General features: G+C 48.2%; 21 protein-coding genes. 8 read left to right on the top strand and 13 right to left on the bottom strand.

The genetic code is table 11. The features are described from left to right. Nucleotides 1-2: 2 nt before the first annotated feature. From WG89_RS23595 to WG89_RS23585, 3 genes are all read right to left on the bottom strand, one after another. Nucleotides 3-281 carry a 4a-hydroxytetrahydrobiopterin dehydratase gene (locus WG89_RS23595; protein ID WP_062270158.1) on the bottom strand — a complete coding sequence of 93 codons (279 nt, stop codon included), beginning with the start codon at nt 279-281 and terminating at the stop codon, nt 3-5. Between the two features lie 297 nt (nt 282-578). Further along, nucleotides 579-977 (bottom strand): hypothetical protein, encoded by a 399-nt coding sequence (locus tag WG89_RS23590; protein WP_062270157.1) that lies wholly within the window; start codon nt 975-977, stop codon nt 579-581. A 252-nt stretch (nt 978-1,229) separates the two neighbouring features. After that, nucleotides 1,230-2,684 (bottom strand): aminoacyl-histidine dipeptidase, encoded by a 1,455-nt coding sequence (locus WG89_RS23585; RefSeq protein ID WP_062270156.1) that lies wholly within the window; start codon nt 2,682-2,684, stop codon nt 1,230-1,232. Nucleotides 2,685-2,841: 157 nt separating this feature from the next. On the opposite strand from WG89_RS23585, the gene aat reads away from it, so the two are divergent. From aat to infA, 3 genes are all read left to right on the top strand, one after another. Next, a complete protein-coding gene (aat, locus tag WG89_RS23580; protein WP_062270155.1) occupies nt 2,842-3,570 on the top strand; it encodes a leucyl/phenylalanyl-tRNA--protein transferase in 729 nt (242 codons plus the stop codon). Further along, nucleotides 3,557-4,267, top strand: coding sequence for an arginyltransferase (locus WG89_RS23575; protein WP_062270154.1), 711 nt, complete (start codon nt 3,557-3,559; stop codon nt 4,265-4,267). Before aat ends, WG89_RS23575 begins: the two co-directional genes overlap by 14 nt. 293 nt (nt 4,268-4,560) lie before the next feature. Beyond that, nucleotides 4,561-4,779 carry a translation initiation factor IF-1 gene (gene infA / locus WG89_RS23570; RefSeq protein WP_034842760.1) on the top strand — a complete coding sequence of 73 codons (219 nt, stop codon included), beginning with the start codon at nt 4,561-4,563 and terminating at the stop codon, nt 4,777-4,779. A gap of 37 nt (nt 4,780-4,816) precedes the next feature. On the opposite strand, the gene clpA is transcribed toward infA, so the two are convergent. From clpA to WG89_RS23555, 3 genes are all read right to left on the bottom strand, one after another. Next, nucleotides 4,817-7,117, bottom strand: a complete 2,301-nt coding sequence (gene clpA, locus WG89_RS23565; RefSeq protein WP_062270153.1) for an ATP-dependent Clp protease ATP-binding subunit ClpA — start codon at nt 7,115-7,117, stop codon at nt 4,817-4,819. A gap of 20 nt (nt 7,118-7,137) precedes the next feature. Continuing rightward, entirely contained in the window at nt 7,138-7,521 is a 384-nt protein-coding gene (gene clpS, locus WG89_RS23560) for an ATP-dependent Clp protease adapter ClpS (protein ID WP_245662968.1), read from the bottom strand. A gap of 321 nt (nt 7,522-7,842) precedes the next feature. After that, nucleotides 7,843-10,074: an NADP-dependent isocitrate dehydrogenase gene (locus WG89_RS23555; RefSeq protein ID WP_062270152.1), complete on the bottom strand. Its 2,232-nt coding sequence runs from the start codon at nt 10,072-10,074 to the stop codon at nt 7,843-7,845. Between the two features lie 270 nt (nt 10,075-10,344). On the opposite strand from WG89_RS23555, the gene mnmA reads away from it, so the two are divergent. From mnmA to purB, 3 genes are all read left to right on the top strand, one after another. After that, complete coding sequence (mnmA, locus tag WG89_RS23550; protein ID WP_062270151.1) at nt 10,345-11,493, top strand: tRNA 2-thiouridine(34) synthase MnmA; 1,149 nt, start codon at nt 10,345-10,347, stop codon at nt 11,491-11,493. A 105-nt stretch (nt 11,494-11,598) separates the two neighbouring features. Then, complete coding sequence (hflD, locus tag WG89_RS23545; protein ID WP_062270150.1) at nt 11,599-12,210, top strand: high frequency lysogenization protein HflD; 612 nt, start codon at nt 11,599-11,601, stop codon at nt 12,208-12,210. Between the two features lie 78 nt (nt 12,211-12,288). Next, nucleotides 12,289-13,659, top strand: a complete 1,371-nt coding sequence (gene purB, locus WG89_RS23540) for an adenylosuccinate lyase (protein ID WP_062270149.1) — start codon at nt 12,289-12,291, stop codon at nt 13,657-13,659. A gap of 73 nt (nt 13,660-13,732) precedes the next feature. Here purB and WG89_RS23535 read toward each other — a convergent pair whose 3' ends face one another. The 3 genes from WG89_RS23535 to WG89_RS23530 form a co-directional block, all read right to left on the bottom strand. Continuing rightward, complete coding sequence (locus tag WG89_RS23535; protein ID WP_062270148.1) at nt 13,733-15,907, bottom strand: malate synthase G; 2,175 nt, start codon at nt 15,905-15,907, stop codon at nt 13,733-13,735. 210 nt (nt 15,908-16,117) lie between these two features. Beyond that, nucleotides 16,118-16,249, bottom strand: coding sequence for a hypothetical protein (locus WG89_RS32750; RefSeq protein ID WP_281177722.1), 132 nt, complete (start codon nt 16,247-16,249; stop codon nt 16,118-16,120). A 175-nt stretch (nt 16,250-16,424) separates the two neighbouring features. Continuing rightward, nucleotides 16,425-17,387, bottom strand: a complete 963-nt coding sequence (locus tag WG89_RS23530; protein WP_062270147.1) for a LysR family transcriptional regulator — start codon at nt 17,385-17,387, stop codon at nt 16,425-16,427. A gap of 226 nt (nt 17,388-17,613) precedes the next feature. On the opposite strand from WG89_RS23530, the gene aceA reads away from it, so the two are divergent. Beyond that, a complete protein-coding gene (aceA, locus tag WG89_RS23525; RefSeq protein ID WP_062270146.1) occupies nt 17,614-18,885 on the top strand; it encodes an isocitrate lyase in 1,272 nt (423 codons plus the stop codon). Between the two features lie 201 nt (nt 18,886-19,086). Next, nucleotides 19,087-20,085, top strand: a complete 999-nt coding sequence (locus WG89_RS23520; RefSeq protein ID WP_062270145.1) for a threonine ammonia-lyase — start codon at nt 19,087-19,089, stop codon at nt 20,083-20,085. 11 nt (nt 20,086-20,096) lie between these two features. On the opposite strand, the gene WG89_RS23515 is transcribed toward WG89_RS23520, so the two are convergent. The 4 genes from WG89_RS23515 to ppsA all read right to left on the bottom strand — a co-directional run bounded on the left by WG89_RS23515 (nt 20,097) and on the right by ppsA (nt 25,289). Further along, the gene (locus tag WG89_RS23515; RefSeq protein WP_062270144.1) at nt 20,097-21,554 is read right to left on the bottom strand and encodes an ATP-binding protein; all 1,458 of its coding nucleotides are present in this window, start codon (nt 21,552-21,554) and stop codon (nt 20,097-20,099) included. Between the two features lie 10 nt (nt 21,555-21,564). Beyond that, nucleotides 21,565-22,113 carry a heme NO-binding domain-containing protein gene (locus WG89_RS23510; protein WP_062270143.1) on the bottom strand — a complete coding sequence of 183 codons (549 nt, stop codon included), beginning with the start codon at nt 22,111-22,113 and terminating at the stop codon, nt 21,565-21,567. 109 nt (nt 22,114-22,222) lie between these two features. Beyond that, a complete protein-coding gene (gene rraA, locus WG89_RS23505; protein ID WP_062270142.1) occupies nt 22,223-22,705 on the bottom strand; it encodes a ribonuclease E activity regulator RraA in 483 nt (160 codons plus the stop codon). 220 nt (nt 22,706-22,925) lie between these two features. Beyond that, nucleotides 22,926-25,289 (bottom strand): phosphoenolpyruvate synthase, encoded by a 2,364-nt coding sequence (ppsA, locus tag WG89_RS23500; protein WP_079254008.1) that lies wholly within the window; start codon nt 25,287-25,289, stop codon nt 22,926-22,928. Nucleotides 25,290-25,364 lie beyond the last annotated feature (75 nt).

Raw genomic sequence — 25,364 nt, 5'->3', positions numbered from 1 at the left:
TTTTAGATCTGTTTGGCCTGTAAAAGCTCGAACAATTTATCTGTCTCTTCAGCAAGATGACGATCCCTAACGAGAACACCAGAACCTTCATCCGACTCATGAGTGCCCCAGGCAACCGTGACCTTACCCCACTCTATGACCATACGGGGATGGTGAACATAAGATTCTGCCAGACCGGCCACCGCATTGAGAAAGCAAAGAGACTTTGAATATTTCTTGAAAGTGTAGGATTTTTCAAGATGATCAATACCTTCATGCTGACATAGTGTCCAGTTACTCATAAATTACCCTCTTGATGGTTGTTCACTCAACTTAAGTCATCTATACAGAATGCAAAAGGAGTCTACTCAAATAACCCCAAAAGGATAAATGAATTTCAGGCGATGATCGAATCTATAAGTAGTAAATAGTCAGATTCAGTCTGAGCTGAATTATTGTAAGTTAAGGACAAGCAAATGTAATTTTCGGGAATCAGCAAGGGCTATACAGTATATATCTGTTCAAGACATAACTGCCTCATGGCGTGAGCCTCATATCCATACGCTGCACAGCCTGCTGCAACTTTTAAGAACTTGCTATCAGCTCTCTTCGCTTCCTTCCTGCTCTGCCTTTTCAGACTGAAGCTGTTCCAGCTCCTGCTTATTGGCATTGAGCTGCTGAGTCAGCTGCTTCTGCTTGGTCTTCAGTGTACCGTTTTCTGTAGTCAGAGTACGGTTCTGCTCCTGCAGTCGCTTGATCTGCTTCTTCATGCGATCAGGATTGCTGGCACGCAGATTTTTCAGTTCGTTATCAGCGCTCTTGACCTGCTTGTTCAGCTTTTCAGCCTTCTGTTCAGCAGCTTCAAGACGAGACTTCAACTGAGTCACTTCTTTGTCATGCTGATCAGTGATTTCAAGGAGAGCTTGCAGGCGCTGTTGCTCAATGATATCCAGTTCTTCATTTTTAAAGAAACGGCCTCCCGCGCTCAGGGTACCCATATAATTACCTACCTCCGGAAAGAGTTTTTAATGACAATAGGAAATAGCCCTCGCCAGCGCTGGGCATCCACACTTTGTTGGGGAATGTTTGATAAAGAGATGAATTGTTCTTCATTCAATGGCTGGCAAAAGCAGACTGACTGTAGACGGAGGCAAGTCTATTACACTTGCCTCCCATAGGAAAGCGCAATTTACACAATTTTTTGTAATGTTGCCACTTTATTTTCCAATTCTGCCCCACAAACCAGAAAATCAGGCTTCAGGGATAGCTTCCAGGGTTTTAATCAAGAAGTTCCAGAAGTTTTCAACGGCTGGAATGTGTACTTTCTCATCCGGTGAATGGGGAAACTGGATGGTAGGACCAAAGGAAATCATATCCCAGTTTGGATAGGCACTGCCCAACAAGCCGCATTCAAGACCTGCATGGATGACTTTGATCTCCGGCTTGAAGCCAAACATCTGCTCATGAATGACCACCATGGTTTTCAGAATGGCTGATTCAGTATTAGGCTTCCAGCCCGGGTAAGCACCCTGCTTTTTAACTTCAGCACCAATAATGCGGTAAAGCCCGGCAATACTTTCGGCGTGATCTTCTCGCGCACTGTCAATCAGGCTACGCACCATATTTTCAACGGCGATCTCACCCTGCTTGATTTTAATCACGGCCAGATTGTTTGAGGTTTCAACAACACCCTCAACACTCAGACTCATGCGATGAACACCGTTAGGGGAAACATGCAAAGTATCGAGTAATTGAACCTGATCCTGCTTGCTCATAGCCAGACTAAGCGTTTCAGCTTCTTCCATGGCCAATGTCAGACCCGGCTCAACCTCTGCAAGCTCAGCACGGAATACCGTCAGATGCTCATCCACCATACGCGCTGCTTCACCATTCATCTCAGACGGGACAGCAATATCAGCAAAGGCTTCACGAGGAATAGCATTTCTCAGGGTGCCACCTGAATATTCAGAAAGTCGGACGTCGATTTCTGAAAGAGCCTTCAGCAATCGAACCATCAGCTTGTTGGCATTGCCACGCTGGAGCTTTATATCAACCCCTGAATGGCCACCTCTTAAGCCCTTAAGGGAAACACGGAAGCTACTGTAACCTTCAGGAAGAGCCTCTTCCTTATAACGGTGAGAAACGGAAACATCTACACCGCCAGCACATCCTACGTAGAGTTCCCCTTCATCTTCAGAGTCCATATTCAGCATGATCTCGCCTTTCAGAAGGCCAGGCTTAAGACCATGAGCACCCGTCATGCCGCTCTCTTCGTCAATAGTGAACAGAGCTTCTACTGGACCATGAGGAATGTCTGCGGACTCCAATACAGCCATCGCCGCAGCAACACCGATGCCGTTATCCGCCCCCAGAGTTGTCCCTTCTGCCGTAACCCATTCGCCATCAACATAAGCATTAATAGGATCTTTGGTAAAATCATGATCCTTATCGGCGTTTTTCTGGGGTACCATATCCAGATGACTCTGGAAAACAACACCGCAACGATTTTCCATACCGACAGTGGCAGGTTTGCGGATAATCAGGTTACCTACTTCGTCAACCAAAGTTTCCAGACCAAGGTTATCACCGAATGCTTTTACGTAATCACGCACAGCTTCTTCGTGCTTGGAAGGACGGGGAATCTTGCAAAGCGCTTGAAAGTGGCGCCAAATGGGCTGAGGGGATAATTCAACAAGCTGGGTCACAGCTATCTCCTGTTGATGAGGGGGAGGGAGTGTATGAAAATAGACTCTGAGAGAGCGAACGCCCAGTAGTGAATACACCAATCAGAGCCAGAATTTTCCGTAATCATTACAATAAAGACCGAACCCACTTCTTATTATTAAACTGATTGTCCAGATAATGCGCAAAACTATACCGCTACTCGACCCTGAACAGCCATTATTCCCTCCTATTCACGAGGCGCTTGACTATCCCGATGGTCTGCTTGCCATGGGAGGAAACCTGGAATCGAACACTCTGGCCAATGCCTATCAAAAGGGCATCTTCCCCTGGTTTAATGACGGTGAACCCATTCTTTGGTGGTCTCCCAATCCTCGGATGGTACTCTACCCTGATGAGCTTCATATTTCACGCTCTATGAAGCGTTTCCTGAAAAAACACCCTTATCGAGTGAGTTTTGATGAAGCTTTTGATGACGTTATGACTGCCTGCTCACTACCCAGGAATAATCAGGATGGCACCTGGATCATCAGGGAAATGAAAGATGCATACTCTGAGTTATTCCACCAAGGTCTGGCCCATTCTGTCGAAGTCTGGTCTGATGACAAGTTAATCGGTGGACTCTATGGTGTGGCTATCGACAAGATTTTTTTTGGCGAATCCATGTTCAGTTTTGCCACCAACACATCAAAACTGGCCATGACTCATCTCTGCAGAGAGTTACAGAGCCGAAACTTCCAGCTGGTTGACTGCCAAATCCACAGCCCGCACCTGGAGTCACTGGGCGCCAGAATGATCAGCCGCGAAGCGTTTCTTGAGGCATTAAAAGACGGTTGCCGAACGCCTTCAACCAGTGCACACTGGAAATTAACAGGGCAATGGACGGCCGGACCCAATGAGCGCACTTAAAGATCTCAAATTCTATGCAACCCAGCCACACGATTGCAGTTACCTGGAGGACAAGCAGGCAATCACACTCTTTATGGATCCTGATAAGGACCTTGACCCTGCACTCTATCGACATCTCGCAGATATAGGCTTTCGAAGAAGTGGACGCCACATATACAGACCTCACTGTCAGGGCTGTAATGCCTGTATACCCGCAAGAGTTGTCGTCAACCTGTTTGAACCCAAAAGAAAACACAGAAAGGTTTTCAGAAAAAATGCAGACATTGTCGTAACTCGCACGGAAGCCGAATACGACGAAGAAACCTACCAGCTTTATAAAAAGTACATATCAACCCAGCACCGCGATGGTGACATGTACCCTCCCTCCATGGAGCAGTTCCAGTCTTTTCTGGTGGGCTGTCCTGAGTTCTGCTGTTACTACAAATTCTGGCTGGATGGAAAGCTCGTTGCCGTTGCGGTGACGGACAGTCTCAGCAATGGACTTTCAGCCATTTACACGTTTTATGACCCTGAAGTAAGCCAATCAAGAAGCCTGGGCAGTTTTTGCATACTCTGGCAGATCGAAGAGACGAAAAAACTTGGACTTAAGTACCTTCATTTAGGCTACTGGATCAAGGACTGTAAAAAGATGAACTACAAGATCCAGTACAGACCTCTGGAAGTCTATGTCAACAATCACTGGGTCACCCTGAAATAGCATCAATTTCCAGAGCTCTCTATAAAAACACCAGAGACTCCTGAATCATCTATCTTCTTAACAGGCATTTATCTTTGGATTTATCAAGGCAAATGCCTCATCATCAGATGGCAATAGAGAAAACATTACCACTCCAGATGCTTTAGATCAGGAAGTTTATTCCGCAAAGAGCATCAAACGGGTGTAATTTTCAATCGATTAATTCCGGATCACTTTGCTTTAAAGCAGGTTTTCAGGCAGAATGCCTGCCAGATTTATTCTGCTAACGCTCAATTTCTGAGGTCAACCACTGTATGGCGAAAGAAGAAAGTCTTGAAATGGAAGGTGTTGTCATCGACACACTGCCTAACACCATGTTCCGTGTAGAACTGGAAAACGGCCACGTTGTGACCGCTCATATTTCAGGAAAAATGCGTAAGAACTACATTCGTATTCTGACAGGTGACAAGGTCAAAGTTGAACTGACTCCTTATGACCTGACCAAAGGCCGTATCACCTACCGTTCCCGCTGACAGGGGCCCTTTGCCCCTGTCCACCTCCTGGCATTATTCAGCTCTGCTCACCATCCACCGCTTCAAGATCTGAAGCCCGGCTTTTAGCAGGTTCGAATTTCAGGAACAGCTCCCCTTTCTTGACCGTCACACGGACAAATCCGCCGTTTTCAGACAGCTTGCCAAAGAGGATCTGTTCTGCCAGGGGCTTCTTGAGATGCTCCTGGATAACCCTACCCATGGGACGAGCACCCATCATACGGTCATAACCCTTCTCTGCTAGCCACTCTCTGGCTTTGTCATCGACATCAATCTGAACCATACGCTCATCGAGCTGCGCCTGAAGTTCTGTCAGGAACTTATCGACAACATGCTTGATAGTGTCTTCTGTCAGAGATTCGAAAGGAATTATAGAATCCAGACGGTTTCTGAATTCCGGTGTAAAGGTCTTCTTGATAGCTTCCATACCATCTGTCGTATGATCCTGCTCGGTGAAACCAATAGAGCTGCGAGTCATGGTTTCTGCACCAGCATTGGTGGTCATGATCAGAATCACATTCCTGAAGTCTGCCTTACGACCATTGTTATCCGTCAGTGTACCGTGGTCCATAACCTGCAAAAGGAGGTTAAATACGTCAGGGTGACCCTTTTCAATCTCATCCAGCAGAAGTACACAGTGCGGTGTTTTGTTAATAGCCTCTGTTAACAGACCACCCTGGTCGTATCCTACATAACCAGGAGGCGCACCAATCAATCTTGAGACAGTATGAGCTTCCATGTACTCGGACATATCGAAGCGAACCAGCTCAACCCCCATGGATTTAGCCAGCTGACGACATACTTCGGTTTTACCTACACCCGTTGGGCCTGAGAACAGGAAGGCACCTACAGGCTTGTCTGGCGCTTTCAAACCGGCTCTTGATAACTTGATGGCGGTAGATAGAGAAACAATTGCCTCATCCTGACCAAAGACCACCATCTTGAGATTTCTCTCAAGCTTGGAAAGTAACTCTTTATCAGAGGAAGAAACAGACTTAGGCGGAATGCGGGCAATCTTGGCCACAATGTTTTCTACATCACTGACCTCAATAACCTTCTTGCGATCAGCTTCAGGCAATAACCTTTGGTAGGCACCGGCCTCATCAATAACATCAATAGCCTTGTCCGGCATGTGACGATCATTAATGTAGCGGTTCGCCAGTTCAGCTGCAGCTTTCAGCGCATCATCAAGATATTCAATAGCATGATGCTCTTCGAAGCGACTCTTGAGTCCCCTGAGAATATCGACGGTGTCATCCACATTAGGCTCACCGATATCGACTTTCTGGAAACGACGGGCCAACGCCCTGTCCTTTTCAAATATTCCACGGAATTCCTGGAAGGTGGTTGAACCAATACAACGCAGATCACCGGAAGTCAGGAGAGGCTTGAGAAGATTGGAAGCATCCATCACACCACCGGAAGCTGCACCCGCTCCAATAATGGTATGTATCTCATCGATAAAGAGAATGGCATTATCAAGCTTCTTCAGTTCACTCAGTAACTTCTTGAAACGCTTTTCAAAATCACCACGGTACTTAGTACCGGCCAGCAGTGAACCAAGATCCAGCGAGTAAACGACAGCTTCAGAAAGCACTTCTGGCACTTCACCATCAACAATCCGTTTAGCCAGACCTTCAGCAACGGCGGTTTTACCCACGCCTGCTTCACCGACCAGTAATGGATTGTTTTTACGACGACGCGTCAGGATCTGGGAAACACGTTCAACCTCTTCTGCACGCCCCACCAGAGGATCGATCTTGCCCATTCGGGCCTGCTCATTCAGATTGGTGGCGTAGTTTCTGAGAGGATCTTTACCTGCAGATTCTGAGTCTGAGCTTTCTTCCATCAGCTCGCCACCCAGTTCTTCCAGCTCATTCCCTGGCATTTTGGAAATACCATGGGCGATGTAATTCACCACATCTATTCGAGCCACATCCTGCTGCTTCAGAAAATAAACAGCCTGACTTTCTTGCTCACTGAAAATGGCTACCAGAACATTAGCGCCGGTGACTTCTTTCTTTCCTGAACTTTGTACATGAAAAACAGCACGTTGCAGTACTCTCTGAAAGCCTAATGTAGGCTGGGTTTCACGCTCAGTATCATTGGCGGGAATTAAAGGTGTCGTTGAATCAACAAATTCAATCAACTCCTTTCTAAGTTTGTCCGTCTCTACACCACAGGCCACCAGGACCCGGGAAGCAGATTCGTTATCCAACAGTGCCAGAAGCAGATGTTCAACGGTCATAAATTCATGCCGTTTGCTTCTTGCATCACGAAAAGCACTGTTAAGCGTAAGTTCGAGGTCTTTATTGAGCATATGATATTACCCTGAGAACACTAATCGGCCTTAATTGTTTTGCACAACAGGGGATGCTGGAATTCTCTGGAGTACTCGTTGACTTGCCGGGCTTTGGTTTCAGCTACATCTTTGCTGAATATTCCACAAACTGCCTTACCCTGCGTATGAACCATCAGCATGACCTGTGTTGCCTGTTCAGTACTCATGCTGAAAAAATTCTCCAGGACCTCAACTACAAAATCCATCGGTGTAAAATCATCATTCAAGAGCAGTACCTGATACATAGCGGGCGGTTTGACTCTGGCTTTAGCTGGTGCCAGGGCGACATCATGATCGCCTTCCTGCTCTGTCCCTTCATTCTCTAAGCTTAGACGAAGCCACTCAAAATTACTCATGTATTGATGAACTGCTATCTGCTGCATTGCACTCGCTTCCAGGTGAATTTACAGCTGAATTAACCAGGCTCTGGACCGCCCATAACCAGGTGTCGACTGACGTACAAACGTCAAAAGCACAACGCCCTGATTACCATTCTAAACACGCCGGGAGCAAAGAAAAACAATTTACGTCACTCACCACCTTAAAAGCTGATGGATTCATGAATTTATTCGGCAGACTCATCAACCAGACCAGTCAAAAAAACAAAAATATGACAACTTGAAAGCGCAGCAAGAAAAATAAAAAAATGGCCGCAGACAAAAACCGCCTGCAGCCATTTTTCAAGAAGGATTAACAGTCAGAGATTAACTCAGGCCATCAATCGAAGTATTAAAGGTAACACTTGGACGCATAGCCTTGGCAGCCAGCTCCGGGTTTGGCTCATAGTAGCCACCCAGTTCAACACCTTCGCCCTGACAATCATTCAGTTCAGAAACAATCTGAGTTTCCTTCTCTACCAGTTCTTGAGCCAGACCAGCAAACTTGCCGCTCAACTCCTGATCACCGCTCTGGGAAGCCAGGGCCTGAGCCCAATACTGAGCCAGGAAGTAGTGGCTGCCACGGTTATCCAGTTCCTTCACTTTACGGGAAGGTGACTTGTTGGCATCCAGATACTGACCAATGGCAGCATTAAGAGTGTCTGCCAGAATCTGAGCCTTGGCATTACCGGTCTTAACCGCAATATCTTCCAGGGAAACACCAATGGCCAGGAACTCACCCAGAGAATCCCAACGCAGGTGATTTTCTTTCACAAACTGCTGAACATGCTTAGGAGCAGAACCACCCGCACCGGTTTCAAACAGACCACCACCGGCCAGCAGAGGCACGATAGACAGCATCTTGGCACTGGTGCCCAGTTCCAGAATCGGGAACAGGTCAGTCAGGTAGTCACGCAGAACGTTACCGGTTACGGAAATGGCGTCTTTACCTGCCTTGATGGTTTCCATGCTCAGACGGCATGCATCAACTGGAGACAGAATACGGATGTCCAGACCTTCAGTGTCATGGAACTTCAGGTATTCATTGACCTTGGCAATCAGGTTAGCGTCATGAGCACGGTTTTCGTCCAGCCAGAACAGAGTCAGTGAACCTGTAGCGCGAGCACGGTTAACCGCCAGCTTCACCCAGTCACGGATAGGCGCATCTTTGGTCTGGCACATTCTCCAGATATCGCCTTCTTCAACACTGTGTTCGAACACAGTACTGCCAGACTCATCAAGTACACGAATAGTACCGTCAGCAGGCGCCTTGAAAGTCTTGTCGTGAGAACCGTACTCTTCTGCTTTCTGAGCCATCAGGCCAACGTTGGAAACGTTACCCATGGTAGTGACATCAAACGCACCGTTCTTTTTGCAGAACTCAATGACTTCCTGGTAAACACCCGCATAGCAGCGATCAGGAATCACAGCCTTGGTGTCATGCAGCTTGCCATCTGACCCCCACATCTGACCGGAAGAACGCAGAGCTGCTGGCATGGATGCATCGATAATAATGTCATTAGGGACATGCAGGTTGGTAATACCCTTGTCAGAGTCAACCATGGCCAGCTCTGGACGGGAAGCGTATACCGCCTGGATATCCGCTTTTACTTCTTCCTGCTGTTCCGCTGGCAGTTTGGCAATCTTGGCGTAAACATCACCCAGACCATTATCTGGATCAACACCCAGCTCAGCGAATACGGAAGCGTGCTTTTCAAACACATCTTTAAAGAAGACAGTTACAGCGTGGCCGAACATGATCGGGTCAGAAACCTTCATCATGGTCGCCTTCAGGTGCAGCGACAGCAGAACATTCTGCTCTTTGGCTTCCTGGGCAGAAGCTTCGATGAAGTTTCTTAGAGCCTTAACATTCATCACGGCGCTGTCGATCACTTCACCGGCCAGCAGACTGGTACTCTGCTTCAGTACGGAAACAGCGCCGTCCTTGCCAACAAATTCAATTCTGACATCGGTCGCTTCAGGCATCACAGCAGACTGTTCGCTGGAGTAGAAATCTCCAGTGTCCATGTGTGCGACATGAGACTGGGAGTCTGCACTCCATGCACCCATGGAATGAGGATTCTTCTTGGCGTACTCTTTTACAGGAGCCGCTACACGGCGGTCTGAGTTACCTTCACGCAGAACCGGGTTTACCGCGCTGCCAAGCACTTTAGCGTAGCGAGCCTTAACCGCTTCTTCTTCAGCATTCTTGGGCTCTACTGGGAAGTCAGGGATATCGTAGCCATGATCCTGCAGCTCCTTGATCGCGTCGGTCAGCTGAGGAATGGAAGCACTGATATTAGGCAGTTTGATAATGTTAGCTTCTGGTGTCTTGGCCAGCTCGCCCAGTTCGCTCAGGGCATCGCTCTGTTTCTGCGCTTCTGTCAGCTTTTCAGGAAAGTTGGCAATAATACGGCCTGCCAGTGAAATATCCTTGGTATCAACAGCTACGTCAGCGGCCTGAGTAAAGGCCTTGACGATGGGGAGAAGAGAGTATGTGGCTAAGGCGGGAGCTTCGTCGGTAATGGTGTAAATAATTCTGGTTGTATCTGTTGTCATGTTATCTCCAAAAAACAACTGGCTGTGGTGCCTCTGCGGAGGGGTTTGAGTGGAGCTTGACGACCACTGTTAATCACGTTATAAGCACAGCCCCATAACGCTTTTGGCGTTATCGCCTATAAGATATACCAATGAGCGTAAGGAATAAATGTAGTTTTGCTACATAATCCTCTGTTTGTTAAACGTAGTCTTACCTAATAAAGACTATATAGAAGTGACTACGCCAGACAGGTACAATGTCCGGCTTCCTGATTCAGCTATACAAATATCATGACAGACTCCCCTGAAAGCTTATCCGTCAAAAAACCTCAGGATACCCGTGTAATCGTGGGTATGTCCGGCGGTGTAGACTCCTCCGTTTCCGCTCTGCTCCTTAAACAGCAGGGTTATCAGGTGGAAGGTCTGTTTATGAAAAACTGGGAAGAAGATGACGGTACTGAATACTGTACCGCCATGACCGACCTGGAAGACGCCCAGGCCGTTTGCGACAAAATTGGAATTAAACTACATAAAGCCAACTTTGCCGCCGAGTACTGGGATAATGTCTTTGAACACTTCCTGGAAGAGTATAAGGTCGGCCGCACCCCCAACCCGGACATCCTTTGCAACAAGGAAATCAAGTTCAAGGCCTTTCTGGACTATGCCCAGACTCTGGAAGCCGACTTCATTGCCATGGGCCACTATGCCCGTAAAGATGTGGTAGACGGCAATGCCTGCCTCATGAAAGGGCTGGATGCCAACAAGGATCAAAGCTACTTCCTGCACCAGGTAGGTTCAGAGCAGCTGGCAAGAACCCTGTTCCCGGTAGGTGAAATAGAAAAGCCTGAAGTACGCCGCATCGCTGAAGAGCACGATCTGATCACACACAATAAGAAAGACAGCACTGGCATCTGTTTTATTGGTGAGCGACGCTTCCGTGACTTCCTGAAACAGTATCTGCCTGCTCAACCTGGCGCTATCGTAACCGACGAGGGAGAAGTCATTGGTGAACACTCCGGACTCATGTACCACACCATTGGCCAGCGTCAGGGTCTCGGTATCGGCGGTCTGAAAGGCGCTTCGGAATCTCCATGGTATGTGGTCGAGAAAGACCTGAAAAACAACCAGCTGATTGTTGCCCAGGGCAACAATCATCCGATGCTGTTATCAGAGGCATTGAGCGCTTCTGACATTTTCTGGATTTCAGGAACAGCTCCTGAACTCCCTGCCAAGCTGCGAGCCAAAATCCGCTATCGCCAACAGGATCAGTCCTGCCACATTGAGCAAACCGACGATGGACGATATCTTGTCATTTTTGATGAGCCACAAAGAGCAGTAACACCCGGCCAGTCCATCGTTTTCTACCAGAATGACATCTGCCTGGGCGGCGGCGTGATCGAAACCCGACACAGCTCATTAAACGACATCCAGAATCCCTGAGACCCAATAGCCAGACCCTTCCCAGTCTGGCTCTACAGCTTTCTTTCTGTGAGCAGGCAACCTCACAGACAAGAAATGAATGCACGCAGAAGGTAGAGAACACAGGTGCAATACACAGTAAAGGAACAGGCAGCAGCACTGTCCGCAGTTTTTCAGGCTGCAGGATTGGTCGAAGGTCTGGCAAAAAACGGACAGATCAGTGATGAAGAATTCGAACCTCTGATTCACAGCCTGTTTGTCACCTCTCCTGACAATGTTGAGGCTGTATATAATGGCTACCAGAACCTCTTTACCGGCCGAAAAGTCCTCAAGGACGTTTTGCAACGACAGGCTGACGCTATACAAGCTGACACTGTCCGCTACGCACTTACCCTGATCCATCTGGAACGAAAGCTTTCCAGAAACAAGAAGATGTTGGGAGAAATCTCTCAAAGGCTACAGCGCTGCCAGGAGCAGGCAGACCACTTTGGCCCTATGCACGAAAACGTTATAGGCAGCCTGGCCAGCATCTACCTCGATACCATCAGCACATTCAAAACCAGAGTACAGGTTTCAGGAGACCTGAGACACCTGCAAATTCCCGCTAACGCCAACAAGATCCGCGCCATTTTGTTCGCCGGGATTCGCTCCGCCATACTCTGGCGACAGACCGGCGGCAGTCGCTGGCAACTGCTGCTGAGTCGCAAAAAGCTGCTTGAAGGTCTCAACCAGCTGTAATTAAGAATCATCCACCCTGCATCCTCACCGGTTTTCCGGTATGATGCGCCCTTTCTACGAGCATAAGGCATGTTAAACATGGAGCTGTCTGCACTGACTGCTGTTTCCCCTGTCGACGGTCGCTATGGGGACAAAACCCAAAGCCTGAGAAGCATTTTCAGTGAATATGGCCTGATCCGCTTCCGCGTAACCGTTGAAGTTAAATGGTTACAGACTGTGGCCAGTCATCCCGATATCAGCGAAGTTCCCGCCCTCTCCGCTGAAGCCAACGCCCTCCTTGACCAGCTGGTATCCGGCTTTTCTCTGGAAGACGCCCAGCGAGTCAAGGATATTGAACGCACCACCAACCACGACGTAAAAGCGGTTGAATACCTGATCAAGGAAAAGGTTCAGGGCAATAGCGAGCTGGCAGCCATCAGTGAATTTGTTCACTTCGCCTGCACCTCCGAAGACATCAACAATCTCTCCCACGGCCTGATGCTCAAAACCGGCATGGAAGAAGCTGTTCTGCCGCCTATGCAGAACATCATCAAAGAGATTGAAGCCCTGTCTCACCAGCATGCAGACCAGCCCATGCTGTCCAGAACCCACGGCCAGACAGCCTCTCCCACCACACTGGGTAAAGAGATGGCTAACGTGGCGTATCGCCTGCGTCGTCAGGTTGAGCAAATCAAGAAAGTTACGCCGCTTGGCAAGATCAACGGTGCCGTAGGCAACTACAACGCTCACATTTCTGCTTACCCTGAAGTGGACTGGCAACAGCATGCTGAAAAGTTTGTCACCAGCCTGGGTCTGGAATGGAACCCCTACACCACCCAGATTGAGCCACACGACTACATTGCTGAACTGTTTGACGCCATTTGCCGTTTCAACACTATTCTGATCGACTTTGATCGTGATATCTGGGGTTATATTTCCCTGGGCTACTTCAAGCAGAAGACTGTTGCTGGTGAAGTGGGCTCATCCACCATGCCTCACAAGGTAAACCCGATTGACTTCGAAAACTCTGAAGGCAACCTGGGTATTGCTAATGCGGTGATGCAGCACCTGGCCATGAAACTGCCTGTCTCCCGCTGGCAGCGTGACCTGACTGACTCTACAGTACTGCGTAATCTTGGTGCTGGTCTTGGTTACAGCCTGATCGCCTATGCTTCCACACTGAAAGGTATTGGCAAGCTGCAGGCAAACGCAGATCGCCTGAACGAAGACCTGGATAATTCCTGGGAAGTTCTGGCTGAACCTATCCAGACAGTGATGCGCCGTTACGGTATTGAACAGCCTTATGAAAAACTCAAGGCTCTGACCCGTGGTCAGGACGGTATCACAAAGGCGACTCTGGAAGCCTTTATTGAAAACCTGGAAATGCCAGCAGAAGTAAAAGCTGAACTGAAAAAGCTGACACCTGCCAACTACGTTGGTAATGCTGCTACCCAGGCCAAGGCTATCTGAATTTAATTTCAGTTTGAAAGCCAAAAAAAAGCCCTCAACTCGAGGGCTTTTTTATTACTTACTGAATTCAGGATTACTTCAGACTTTCCTTAAACTCACGCCTTCTGGCATGAAGCACTGGCTCAGTGTAACCGCTGGGTTGCTGACAACCTTTTAACACCAGATCACACGCCGCTTTAAAGGCTACACTGGCATCAAAGTCTGCCGCCATTGGTCGGTAGTTTTTATCTCCAGCGTTCTGCTCATCAACCACTTCGGCCATTCTTTTCATGGCATCCACTGCCTGCTGCTCTGAGCAGATACCCTGCCTCAGCCAGTTAGCCATATGCTGACTTGAGATTCGCAGGGTTGCACGATCTTCCATCAGGCCAACATTATGAATGTCCGGCACTTTTGAACACCCTACTCCCTGCTCAACCCAGCGAACCACATAACCCAGAATACCCTGAGCATTATTATCCAGCTCCTGCTGAATAGCCTCTGCAGATAGAGCGGATACATCCTCCAGTACAGGAATCTTCAGAAGGTCGTCAATACTGGCCTTCTGTCGTTCAGCAACAGATTCCTGGACAGAAGCAACATCAATTGAGTGGTAATGAGTAGAATGCAAGGTAGCAGCGTTAGGAGATGGCACCCACGCAGTATTAGCTCCAGATAGAGGATGACCTACCTTGGTCGCCAACATCTTCGCCATTTCATCCGGCATGGCCCACATACCTTTACCAATCTGCGCCTTACCTGCCAGACCACAGTCCAGACCAACCTCTACATTCTGATCTTCATAGGCATTGATCCAGGCTGACTGCTTCATATCACCTTTAAGGATCATCGGACCCGCTTCCATACTGGTATGAATCTCATCACCTGTACGATCCAGGAATCCGGTATTAATAAAGACCACACGCTCACTGGCAGCACGGATGCAAGCTTTCAGATTGACCGATGTACGACGCTCTTCATCCATAATACCGACTTTCAACGTATTACGAGCCAATCCAAGAACATCTTCAATCTTACCAAACAGCTTATTGGTGAAAGCCACCTCTTGGGGCCCATGCATCTTCGGTTTTACTATGTAGACACTGCCAGTGCGGGAATTTCGGATCTTACCCTGATTTTTCAGATCATGAATCGCGATCAGGGAAGTAAACATGCCATCCATGATCCCCTCAGGAATTTCATTACCTTCCCGGTCAAGGATGGCGTCTGAGGTCATTAGATGACCAACATTCCTGACAAACATCAGACTGCGGCCGTGCAGGGAGAAAGAATTGCCTGCAGGATCGTTATAGTCTCGATCAGCCACCAGCTCACGGGTCAGCGTCTTGTCACCTTTAACAAAGGTTTCCTGAAGATCGCCTCTCATCAGGCCAAGCCAGTTGCGATAAACCAGCGCCTTATCTTCAGCATCAACAGCCGCTACTGAATCCTCACAATCCATAATAGTGGTCAGCGCTGCCTCAACCACCAGATCTTTGATACCGGCTTCATCGGTCTTACCAATGGGCGACTCACGATCAATCTGGATTTCAATATGAAGCCCATGATTTTTAATCAGAATCGCTTCAGGCTGATTTTTATCGCCTCGGTAACCGGCAAATTTTTCCGGTTGCTCAAGCGCTGTTACGCTACCATCCTGCAGAGAAACAGCCAGCTCACCCTCTCTGACGTCGTAACCCGCTACCTGAGAATGACTGCCTTTTACCAGAGGAGCTGCCTGATCCAGCAAAGCTTTACCAAAAGCGATAACCTTCTGGCCACGAACCGGGTTATAACCTCTACCACGCTCCGCTCCATCAGCCTCAGGAATAGCATCCGTTCCATAGAGCGCGTCATACAAGCTTCCCCAACGAGCATTAGCCGCATTCAATGCAAAACGGGCATTCATAACAGGCACTACTAACTGAGGGCCAGCCTGAACCGCTATTTCAGAATCAACATTTTCTGTCGAAATCTGGAAATCGTCACCCTCTGGCAGCAGATAACCAATCTCCATCAGAAATTGTTTATAAGCAGGAGCATTATGAGCTTCATTACGATGCTCTCTGTGCCACTGATCAATACGATTTTGCAGAGACTCCCTTCTGGCCAGCAGCGCATTGTTTTCAGGCACACATTCATCCAGGACTGCCTCAAACCCTTTCCAGAAAGCAGCAGGCTCTACACCTGTCCCTTCTATAGCTTCAACTAACAGATGATGGATAGGGGCTGCAATCTGCAGGCCTCCAATCAGGATACGATCCGCCATGTGCCTTCCTTCTATATGCTGTTATTTTCGAGACTGCCGAGTTGTTAAGGCTTTCTGACAGTCTGCTCCTGAGGCTATTTTTATTGATCAGGGGATTAATGACCAATTCAGAAGGGTTATATACGACATTCCTTGAATAAATAGCAAACATTCACGAATTTTATGCATAAAAAAAGCCGCACAAGGCGGCTTTTCTAAAATCGGTTGAGCTCAATCGTCCGGGTGAGACTCTTGCTTCTGCTCAGCGATGACCAGGTAGTAACTCTCTGCCATATTCTCGATGCATTCATCGGCTACTTCGTAGAGAGAGTGTTCGGTGTTCAGTTGTGTTAACCAGTTCATTTTATTGTACCTTCCGGTGGATCTTTATAGTGGTAAGACCAAAACCGCACATCATCGTTGGACAATCAGAGCTGTCGACATACGTCATTGCTCAAAGACAAACGTAGATTAACATCGCTTAACACTCAAAACCAAGCTAATTCTCAACTATTTTCACACATGTTAACACTGGTTATCATGCAACCACAGCCATTGAAACAGAAGACTGAACAGTAGCTTCCGACTTAATCACCTGCCTCAACCAGTTATGACCCGCATCGTGATGCAATAATGGACTCCAGGCCATCCGCAATTGAATGGGAGGGATTTCGAAGGGAGGCGGTAAAACCACCAGCTCTTCTTTATGCTGGTGCAACTCAGCCAGTTTACTAGGCAGCGTTGCAATAAGGTCATTCTGGGAAGAAAGCAACATCGCCACTTGGTAATGCCTCGTCAACACCCTGATATCACGCTTGTGACCGATTTCGGAAAGCGCCTCATCCACCCAACCCAGCTGCTGGACATCTTTTGGATCGATACCCACCCCCACACCCATACCGGTTTTACTCGCCCAGATATGCTGTGAAGACAAATAATTTTCCAGGGTGAAATCATCAATCACAGGATTGTCCCTGCTAAGTACGCAGGAGAATGAGTCTTCCCAAATTAATGACTGGTGAAAAGATTGCGGCATATTACTAAAGCGGTTGATCGCCATATCAACACGACCATGCTCTACATCATGAAAGGTAACGTCACTGGGTGTCAGTATATCGAGCGTAATACCCGGTGCTTCTGCCCTGAGTCGCTTCAATACCATGGGAATCAAAGTAGATTCGGAGTAGTCACTGGCCATGACCCGAAACACACGAGTACTTTCACCTGGATTAAAAGCATCCCTGGGAAGTACTGCCTGTTCGAGCAGCTTTAAAGCATCAGCTATCTGAGGTTTGAGAGCCAGCGCCCTCTCAGTAGGCGACATCCCCTCACTGGTTCGCACCAGTAAAGGGTCATTAAACAGACTCCTGAGCCTTTTGAGACCATTACTCATGGCAGGCTGCGTAATGCCCAGCTGCTCGGCAGCCTTGGTCACGCTCCTCTCTCTCAGAAGAACATCCAGATAAACCAGCAGGTTCAGATCAACACGAGCCAAATTCATATTTTTATTCACGTCCTGAAGCGGTTCGCCAGAGACTCAAGAATAGAGAGAAGCCTGCCGCAAATCAAACAAGTGTTTGATTTTTACCGACAAAAACCGAGCCAATGGTGGATTCATTACAGAAATAACCATCATAACGATAATAAATTATCAACTTTGTGAACTTTTGTTATAGATTGAAATTGCCTTGACAAACAACCGTTTGAATTTCAGGAGAGGCGATACAATGTCTACTTATAATCGCGCTGAAGAGATTGCCCGTATTCAACAGGACTGGTCAGAAAATCCTCGTTGGGCCAATGTGAAACGCACCTATAAAGCTGAGGATGTTGTCCGTCTGCGTGGTTCCATCAAGGTAGAAAACACCTTTGCCCAGATGGGTGCCGAGAAACTCTGGAATCTACTCTATGAGGACAAGTCTCGCAAGGGCTATGTAAACAGTCTTGGCGCATTAACCGGAGGCCAGGCGCTCCAGCAAGTCAAAGCAGGACTGGAAGCCGTTTACCTTTCTGGCTGGCAGGTAGCTGCAGATAACAACTCTGCCAGCGCCATGTACCCGGATCAGTCACTCTACCCGGTTGACTCTGTGCCAGCTCTTATAGAAAGAATGAACAACAGCTTTATGAGAGCCGACCAGATTCAGTGGAAAAACGGCATCGGACCGGGTGATGAAGGCTACATCGATATGTTTGCGCCTATCATGGCAGACGGAGAAGATGGCTTTGGCGGTGTTCGCAACACTTACGAATTAATGAAAAGCATGATTGAAGCCGGTGTGGCAGGCGTTCACTTTGAAGATCAGCTGGCTTCAGTCAAAAAATGCGGTCATATGGGCGGTAAAGTTCTGGTCCCCACTCAGGAGGCCGTCGATAAACTGATTTCTGCTCGACTGGCTGCAGACGTTGCTGGAGTTCCCACTCTATTGATGGCAAGAACGGATGCCAGTACCGCAGATCTGATCACCTCAGATATTGACGAGTATGATCGACCATTCATGACCGGAGAGAGAACCAAAGAAGGCTTCTACCGCACACGCAAAGGGATTGAACAAGCCATTGCCCGAGGTCTGGCCTATGCACCATACGCTGACCTGCTCTGGTACGAATCAGAAACACCTGATCTCGATGAAGCCAGAACCTTTGCCCAGGCCATCAGAGCTGAATACCCGGATCAGTTACTGGCTTACAACTGCTCCTCTTCCTTTAACTGGAAGAAGAATATGGATGATCGGACCATTGCCCGATTCCAGGATGAGTTAAGTGAAATGGGCTACAAGTTCCAGTTCATAACGCTCGCTGGCATACACAGTATGTGGCACAACATGTTTGACCTGGCTTACCACTACGCTCAGGGTAAAGGCATGAAGCACTACGCAGAAATGGTTCAGCAGCCAGAGCAGGCCGCTTATGAACGAGGCTACACCTTTGTATGTCCACAAAAAGAAGTAGGTACAGGCTACTTTGACCACATAACACACGTAATCCAGCAGAACCGATAACCCCTCAAGAAGCCTGACCGAACTGTCTATTCCCGGTCAGGCTCTTAACATCGGTTGGCACCTGGTAGTGGGAAATGCTGCAGTATTCCCACTTTTACCTTTCCTCTTGGTAGTAACAACACCACAAAACCTATACATAATGGAACTCCCGGGCTGTGATCCCTGTCTATCCTGTACTGAGCTGTACAAGATGGAAGCCCGATGCCTACCTCACCTTCTGTAACCCTGCCCGAGCTGAAAGAGCTGAGAGCGATTTACAACGTCCAGAAACCTTATACCCGAGTGACTCCTCTCATCCCACTGGAAGATCTGAGCAATGAAATACAAGGTAAGATTTATTTAAAGGCCGAATCCCTGCAAAAGACTGGTGCCTTCAAGTTCCGCGGGGCAATCTATCGGTTATTACAACTCAATAACAATGAAAGGGCTCGGGGCGTTATCGCCTATTCGTCAGGCAACTTTGCCAGGGGTCTCGCAGCCGCAGGTGAAATATTGAATATTGATGTTCACCTGGTCATGCCTGCTGACGCCCCAAAAATCAAAATACAGAGTGCAGAGGCTCATGGAGCCAACATCAAGCTCTGCCATGAGTTTGAACCCACCCGGGAAGAAGCTGCCGCCCAACTGGCGCATCAACTTTCTCAACAGCACGGCCTGACCCTGCTACATCCTTTTGACGATCCTGAATTAATCAAAGGGCAATCCGCCGTTGCACTGGAACTCTCCGATCAACTCAAAGAACTTGAGATAAGCTGTGACAACCTGCTCTGCCCAACCGGTGGTGGCAGTCTGATCGCAGGTTCAAGCATGATCTTTGACGATAAGAGTACCCAGCTCTTTGCGGTAGAAGCAGAAGGATATGAAGGAATGACGCTGTCCATCGAGAAAGGTGTCAGGGCCAGAGCCCATGGCAAAACCATCAGCTCTTGCGATGCCCTTCAGGCTATCAGCCCGGGCAAAAATAACTTTGAAGTCATTCGACATACTGAAGTAATTGGACTGCCCGTAAAAGAGTCGTACATTAATCAAGCCATCCAGCATGCCGCCAGCCATTTAAAACTGATCCTTGAGCCCAGTGGTGCCATCAGCCTTGCAGCGCTTTTTCAGTATCCGGAAAAGTTCAGGGGGCAGACCACCGTGATCATTGCGTCAGGGGGTAATATCGATATTGAGAGATACGCTGACATAATCAGTCATTAGTCGAAAAGGTATCAATGACCCAGCCAACGCTTTAGGTGGTCCAACAGCAAACTGGTCTCTACGGGCTTGGAAAGATAGTCATCTGCCCCGGCCGCCCTGCACTTTCTCTCATCTTCAGGTGCCGCACTGGCCGTTAACATTACTACCGGCAACATTCTGAGATCGACACGACTTCGGATCTGCCCCAATGCCTCATAACCATCCATGGTTGGCATCATAAGATCCATAAGCACCAGATCAACAGAGGCATCTTCATTGAGCATTTCCATTGCCTGAGAACCATCTTCAGCCAACACTACATTCAGCCCCTGCTTCTGCAAGAGGCAGGACAAGGCGAAACTGTTCCTGAGATCATCATCCACCAGCAGAATGGTTTCATTATCAAAGGACTTCTCCTCTTCCTTACCCCCATCCAGGAAAAACTCATTTTCAACATGATCAAGATGATCCAGCGGCTCATCCGTCAACAATGCTTCAGGCGGTAATACGAGAGAAAAAGTCGAACCTTGATCCACCTCACTTTCAAGACGCAGATCGCCGCCCATCAGATGAGCCAATTTCCTGGAAATAGCCAGTCCAAGCCCCGTCCCTCCATACTGTCGACTGGTGCTGCCATCTGCCTGCTTGAACATCTGGAAAATGGTTTCCTGCTTTTCTTTTGGAATACCTATTCCCGTATCAATGACATCGAATCGCAACCCCTCAGAAGTGTATTGATCATCGGTATTCCAGACACTCTTGGATATACTGAGAACCACATTGCCTTCTTCAGGCGTAAACTTGAAAGCATTGGAAATAAGATTCTTCAGCACCTGCTTGAGACGTTTGCGATCCGTATGAACCCACTCTGGCAGATCGTCCGCACACTCAATACTGAAATTAAGCTTTTTCTCCATGGCCAACGGATGAAACTGATCTTTAAGACTCAATCGGATATCTGACAACCTCAGATCTTCTTCATGCACGCTGAGCTCACCCGCCTCAGCTTTGGACATATCAAGAATATCTTCAATAATCTCCAGTAACTCATTGGCGTTGTTATAAATAATACTGATTGAATGAAGATCTTCTTCCGTAAGATTGCCATCACTGTTTTCAAGAAGAAGCGTGGCAAGAATCATCAAACTGTTGAGGGGTGTACGAAGCTCATGGGAAACATTGGCTAAAAATTCAGATTTGTACTGGCTGACTTTCTCAAGCTCAAGCGCCTTTTCTTCAAGCGCTTTATTGGCCTCCTGAAGCATGGCTTGCTTCTTCTTTAACTCATCCCTGTTTTCCTTCAGAGATACATTCTTTTGCTCAAGCTCAGACGTACGGGCCTTGACCTGCTCTTCCAGGCTTTCGGCCAGGACGGTCAATTCCTGGTTGCGATAAAAGATTTCGCGAGTTTTATCCTCGGCGATTCTTTCAGCCGCTTTTCGCGCTTTTTTCTCACGCTGATAACGCTTCTTCCAGGCTTCGGCATCCATGCCAGTTTCCTCAGGCGACCTTCACCAGATGAAAACGGGCTTCAGTCCCGGGACCCGTACCTGGAAGGTCCTCCTGGGAAACTTCAATAGTCTCATTAAACCAGGCGGCACAACCTTGAATAAGCCCCTTGGCCAGGGGAGCAAAAGGTCTGTGAGAGGCATAGTGAAGCATCATTTCATTCTCATTGATGCGATCACAGCTTAATTTGGGGGGCGTTGCTTCCGGATAGAGTTTCTGAACTTCAATGTGAATGTAATCCTCTACCTTCATCATAAAGTCCAGAGAGCCCGGTACATTCTCAAAAAAGTCAGCATGCACATCTGCAAAGCGTCCAAAAAGGTACTCCCCAAATGCCAGAACCAGATCTTCTACCCTGACACCACTGACCTTACTCAGACAGGTGACAAGATTAAGTACTTCAGCGTGAGAATAGGTTCCCAGCGATGTGTACGAGCCGCCTGAAGGCAGGTCAGCGAGTTCAAGAATCTCTTCCGCCACATCCTCCGAAAAACGGTCTTCGACCATTTCCATAAACTCAGTAAAAATAATCCCTTTCATAAACCCTGTCCTGTTTGATCCTCTACTGATTGGTAGCGGCCAGAAACAGGCTTTTTTGAACAGGAAATCAACTCTTAAACCACGAATACAAGAGTCAGAACATAAACACTCAAATCAGTCGCTCTTGAGAGAACAGAATGCCATTATTATCCGCATAAACATAACCCTCAGGTGCAAAGCGCACACCCCGAAATGTCACGGGCACATTACTCTCGCCAATCCCTTTTTTATCGGTCTTCATGGGATGACTCCCCAGAGCCTGAACACCCAGTGGCAAACCAGCAATAATATCAACGTCTCTGATACAGCCATAAATGATAATGCCTGCCCAACCATTGGCTACAGCACTCTCTGCCAGCTGATCACCCAGCATTGCCCTTCTCATCGAACCACCACCATCAACCACCAACACCAGGCCCTCACCCGGCTGATTCACCCACTCTCGTACCAGAGAATTATCTTCAAAGCATTTCACCGTCACGACCTGACCATGAAAAGCATCAACACCACCAAAATTACTAAAGCCAGGATCCACCACAGAGACCTGTTCAGGAAACTCATCACAAAGATCCGGCGTCGTGAAATCAGTCATTGTTATTCTCCCTGTCGACTTGCGGGTTCAGTTGAGCAAACAGCCTTGAGCGGAAAATGCCGCTCAGCCCAAAACATGGAAATGGCTAAAGTGCCTGCTAAAGCTGCATTTCCGGAATGAAAAGTCTACAGGAATCAGAACATTGAAGAATGAAGGAAAAGTGAATAGTGAATATAAATAGCAGTGATAGAGCCCGCCGAGGCGGGCTCATATAGAAGGATCAACTGTCAGCCAGGTACAACCAGGTTTCCAGAACAGAATCCGGATTGAGAGAGACGGTTTCAATGCCTTCTTCCATCAGCCACTTGGCAAAATCAGGATGGTCACTGGGCCCCTGACCACAGATACCGACGTATTTACCCTGCTTTCTGCAAGCCTGAATGGCCATGGACAACAACTGCTTAATGGCAGGATTACGCTCATCAAACAGATGGGCAATCAAGCCGGAATCCCGATCCAGACCCAGTGTCAGCTGAGTCATATCATTGGAACCAATCGAGAATCCATCAAAGTACTGAAGGAAATCTTCGGCCAACAATGCATTGGAAGGCAGTTCACACATCATAATGACACGCAGACCATTTTCACCACGCTTGAGACCGTATTTCTCCATAATCTCAATGACTTGTCTTGCCTCATCCGGCGTCCGTACAAACGGGACCATCAATTCGACATTGGTCAACCCCATTTCATCCCTGACTCGCTTCATCGCCCGACATTCGAGTTCGAAGCAGTCCTGAAACTCCTGAGAGATATAACGGGATGCACCTCGAAAGCCCAGCATTGGGTTTTCTTCGTGGGGCTCATAAAGATTTCCGCCCACCAGGTTAAAGTATTCGTTGGATTTAAAGTCAGAGAGCCTGACAATCACTTTCTCAGGAGCAAACGCTGCAGCAATGGTAGAAACCCCTTCCACCAGCTTCTCAACATAGAAATCTACAGGACTGCTGTAACCAGAGATCCGCTCAGAAATCTGGCGCTGAACATCCTGAGGCAGTTTATCGAAATTCAGCAGAGCTTTAGGATGCACGCCAATCATCTTATTGATGATGAACTCCAGCCTGGCCAGACCTACACCCCGGTTAGGCAGTCTGGAGAAACTGAAGGCACGATCCGGATTACCCACGTTCATCATCAGCTTGAAGGGTAGATCTGGCATTACATCCAGATCTCTTACCTGATGCTCAAAATTGAGAAGACCTTCATAGATAAAACCGGTATCACCTTCAGCACAGGAAACGGTGACTTCCTTACCTTCCTTGAGCAGTCGGGTGGCATCACCACAACCTACAACAGCAGGAATACCCAGTTCACGTGCAATGATGGCCGCATGACAGGTTCTGCCACCACGGTTGGTGACGATGGCAGAAGCACGCTTCATCACCGGCTCCCAGTCAGGGTCGGTCATGTCTGTGACCAGAACATCGCCTTCTTGAACCCGGTCCATTTCATCAATGTCTTCGATCAGGCGAACTTTACCCTGTCCAATCTTCTGACCAATGCTTCGACCTTCTACCAGCAGTTCACCCTTTTCTTTAAGGATGTAGCTTTCCAGCTTTCGGTTGCTGCTCTGACTCTGCACAGTTTCAGGACGCGCCTGAACGATATAAATCTGCTGGTCATCACCGTCCTTTGCCCACTCCACATCCATTGGGCAACCGTAGTGCGCTTCAATGGCCATGGCCTGACGGCACAATTCGGTGACATCTTCGTCATTTATGGAGAATTGACCACGAGCTTCCAGATCAACGTCCACTGTTTCAACAGAACGGCCGGTTGAACCTGCTCGGCCATAAATCATTTTGATTGCTTTACTGCCCAGAGTCCGCCTCAGAATACCCGGACGCCCTTCTTTAACAGCAGGCTTGTAGACATAAAACTCATCAGGATTCACAGCGCCCTGCACTACCGTTTCGCCCAAACCGTAGGAAGCTGTAATAAAGACTGCCTGATCAAAACCGGACTCGGTATCCAGAGAGAACAGTACACCAGAGGAGCCGGTTTCGCTGCGGACCATTCTCTGAATACCGGCAGAAAGGGCAACATTTCTGTGATCAAACCCCTGGTGAACACGATAGGCAATGGCGCGATCATTGAAGAGGGAAGCAAAAACTTCACGCACCGCAATCAGAACATTTTCAGCGCCACGAATGTTCAGAAAGGTTTCCTGCTGACCGGCAAACGAGGCATCAGGAAGATCTTCTGCCGTGGCCGACGAACGAACCGCAACGGGCAACTCATCCCCACCATCAGAGAGCAACCGGTAAGCCTTGATAATGGATTCTTCCAGCTCAGGCCTGAATGGCTCTTCCATAATCCAGCGACGGATCTTGGCACCGGCTGTGGTCAGCGCACGAATATCATTGATATCCAGATCATCCAGCAAGACATGAATGCGCTCATAAAGATTATTTGACTCCAGGAAGTCCCGATAAGCCTCAGCGGTTGTCGCAAAGCCTCCAGGTACTTTCACTCCGGCCTGACTCAGACCACTGATCATCTCTCCCAGAGAGGCGTTCTTCCCGCCGACTTTCTCGACGTCGCCCATGCCCAGAGTTTCCAGGCCAACTACAAAATTATTCAAAGCAGCAATCCCCGCTCTTTCTATCTGCTTATGGCTGTTTCGGTTTGCCAGGTGTGCTTGTATGCTCAGGCTGTC

Origin of the sequence: Endozoicomonas arenosclerae (assembly GCF_001562015.1) — a bacterium.
Lineage (GTDB): Bacteria > Pseudomonadota > Gammaproteobacteria > Pseudomonadales > Endozoicomonadaceae > Endozoicomonas_A > Endozoicomonas_A arenosclerae.
This window is presented reverse-complemented; position numbering and strand designations above follow the sequence as displayed.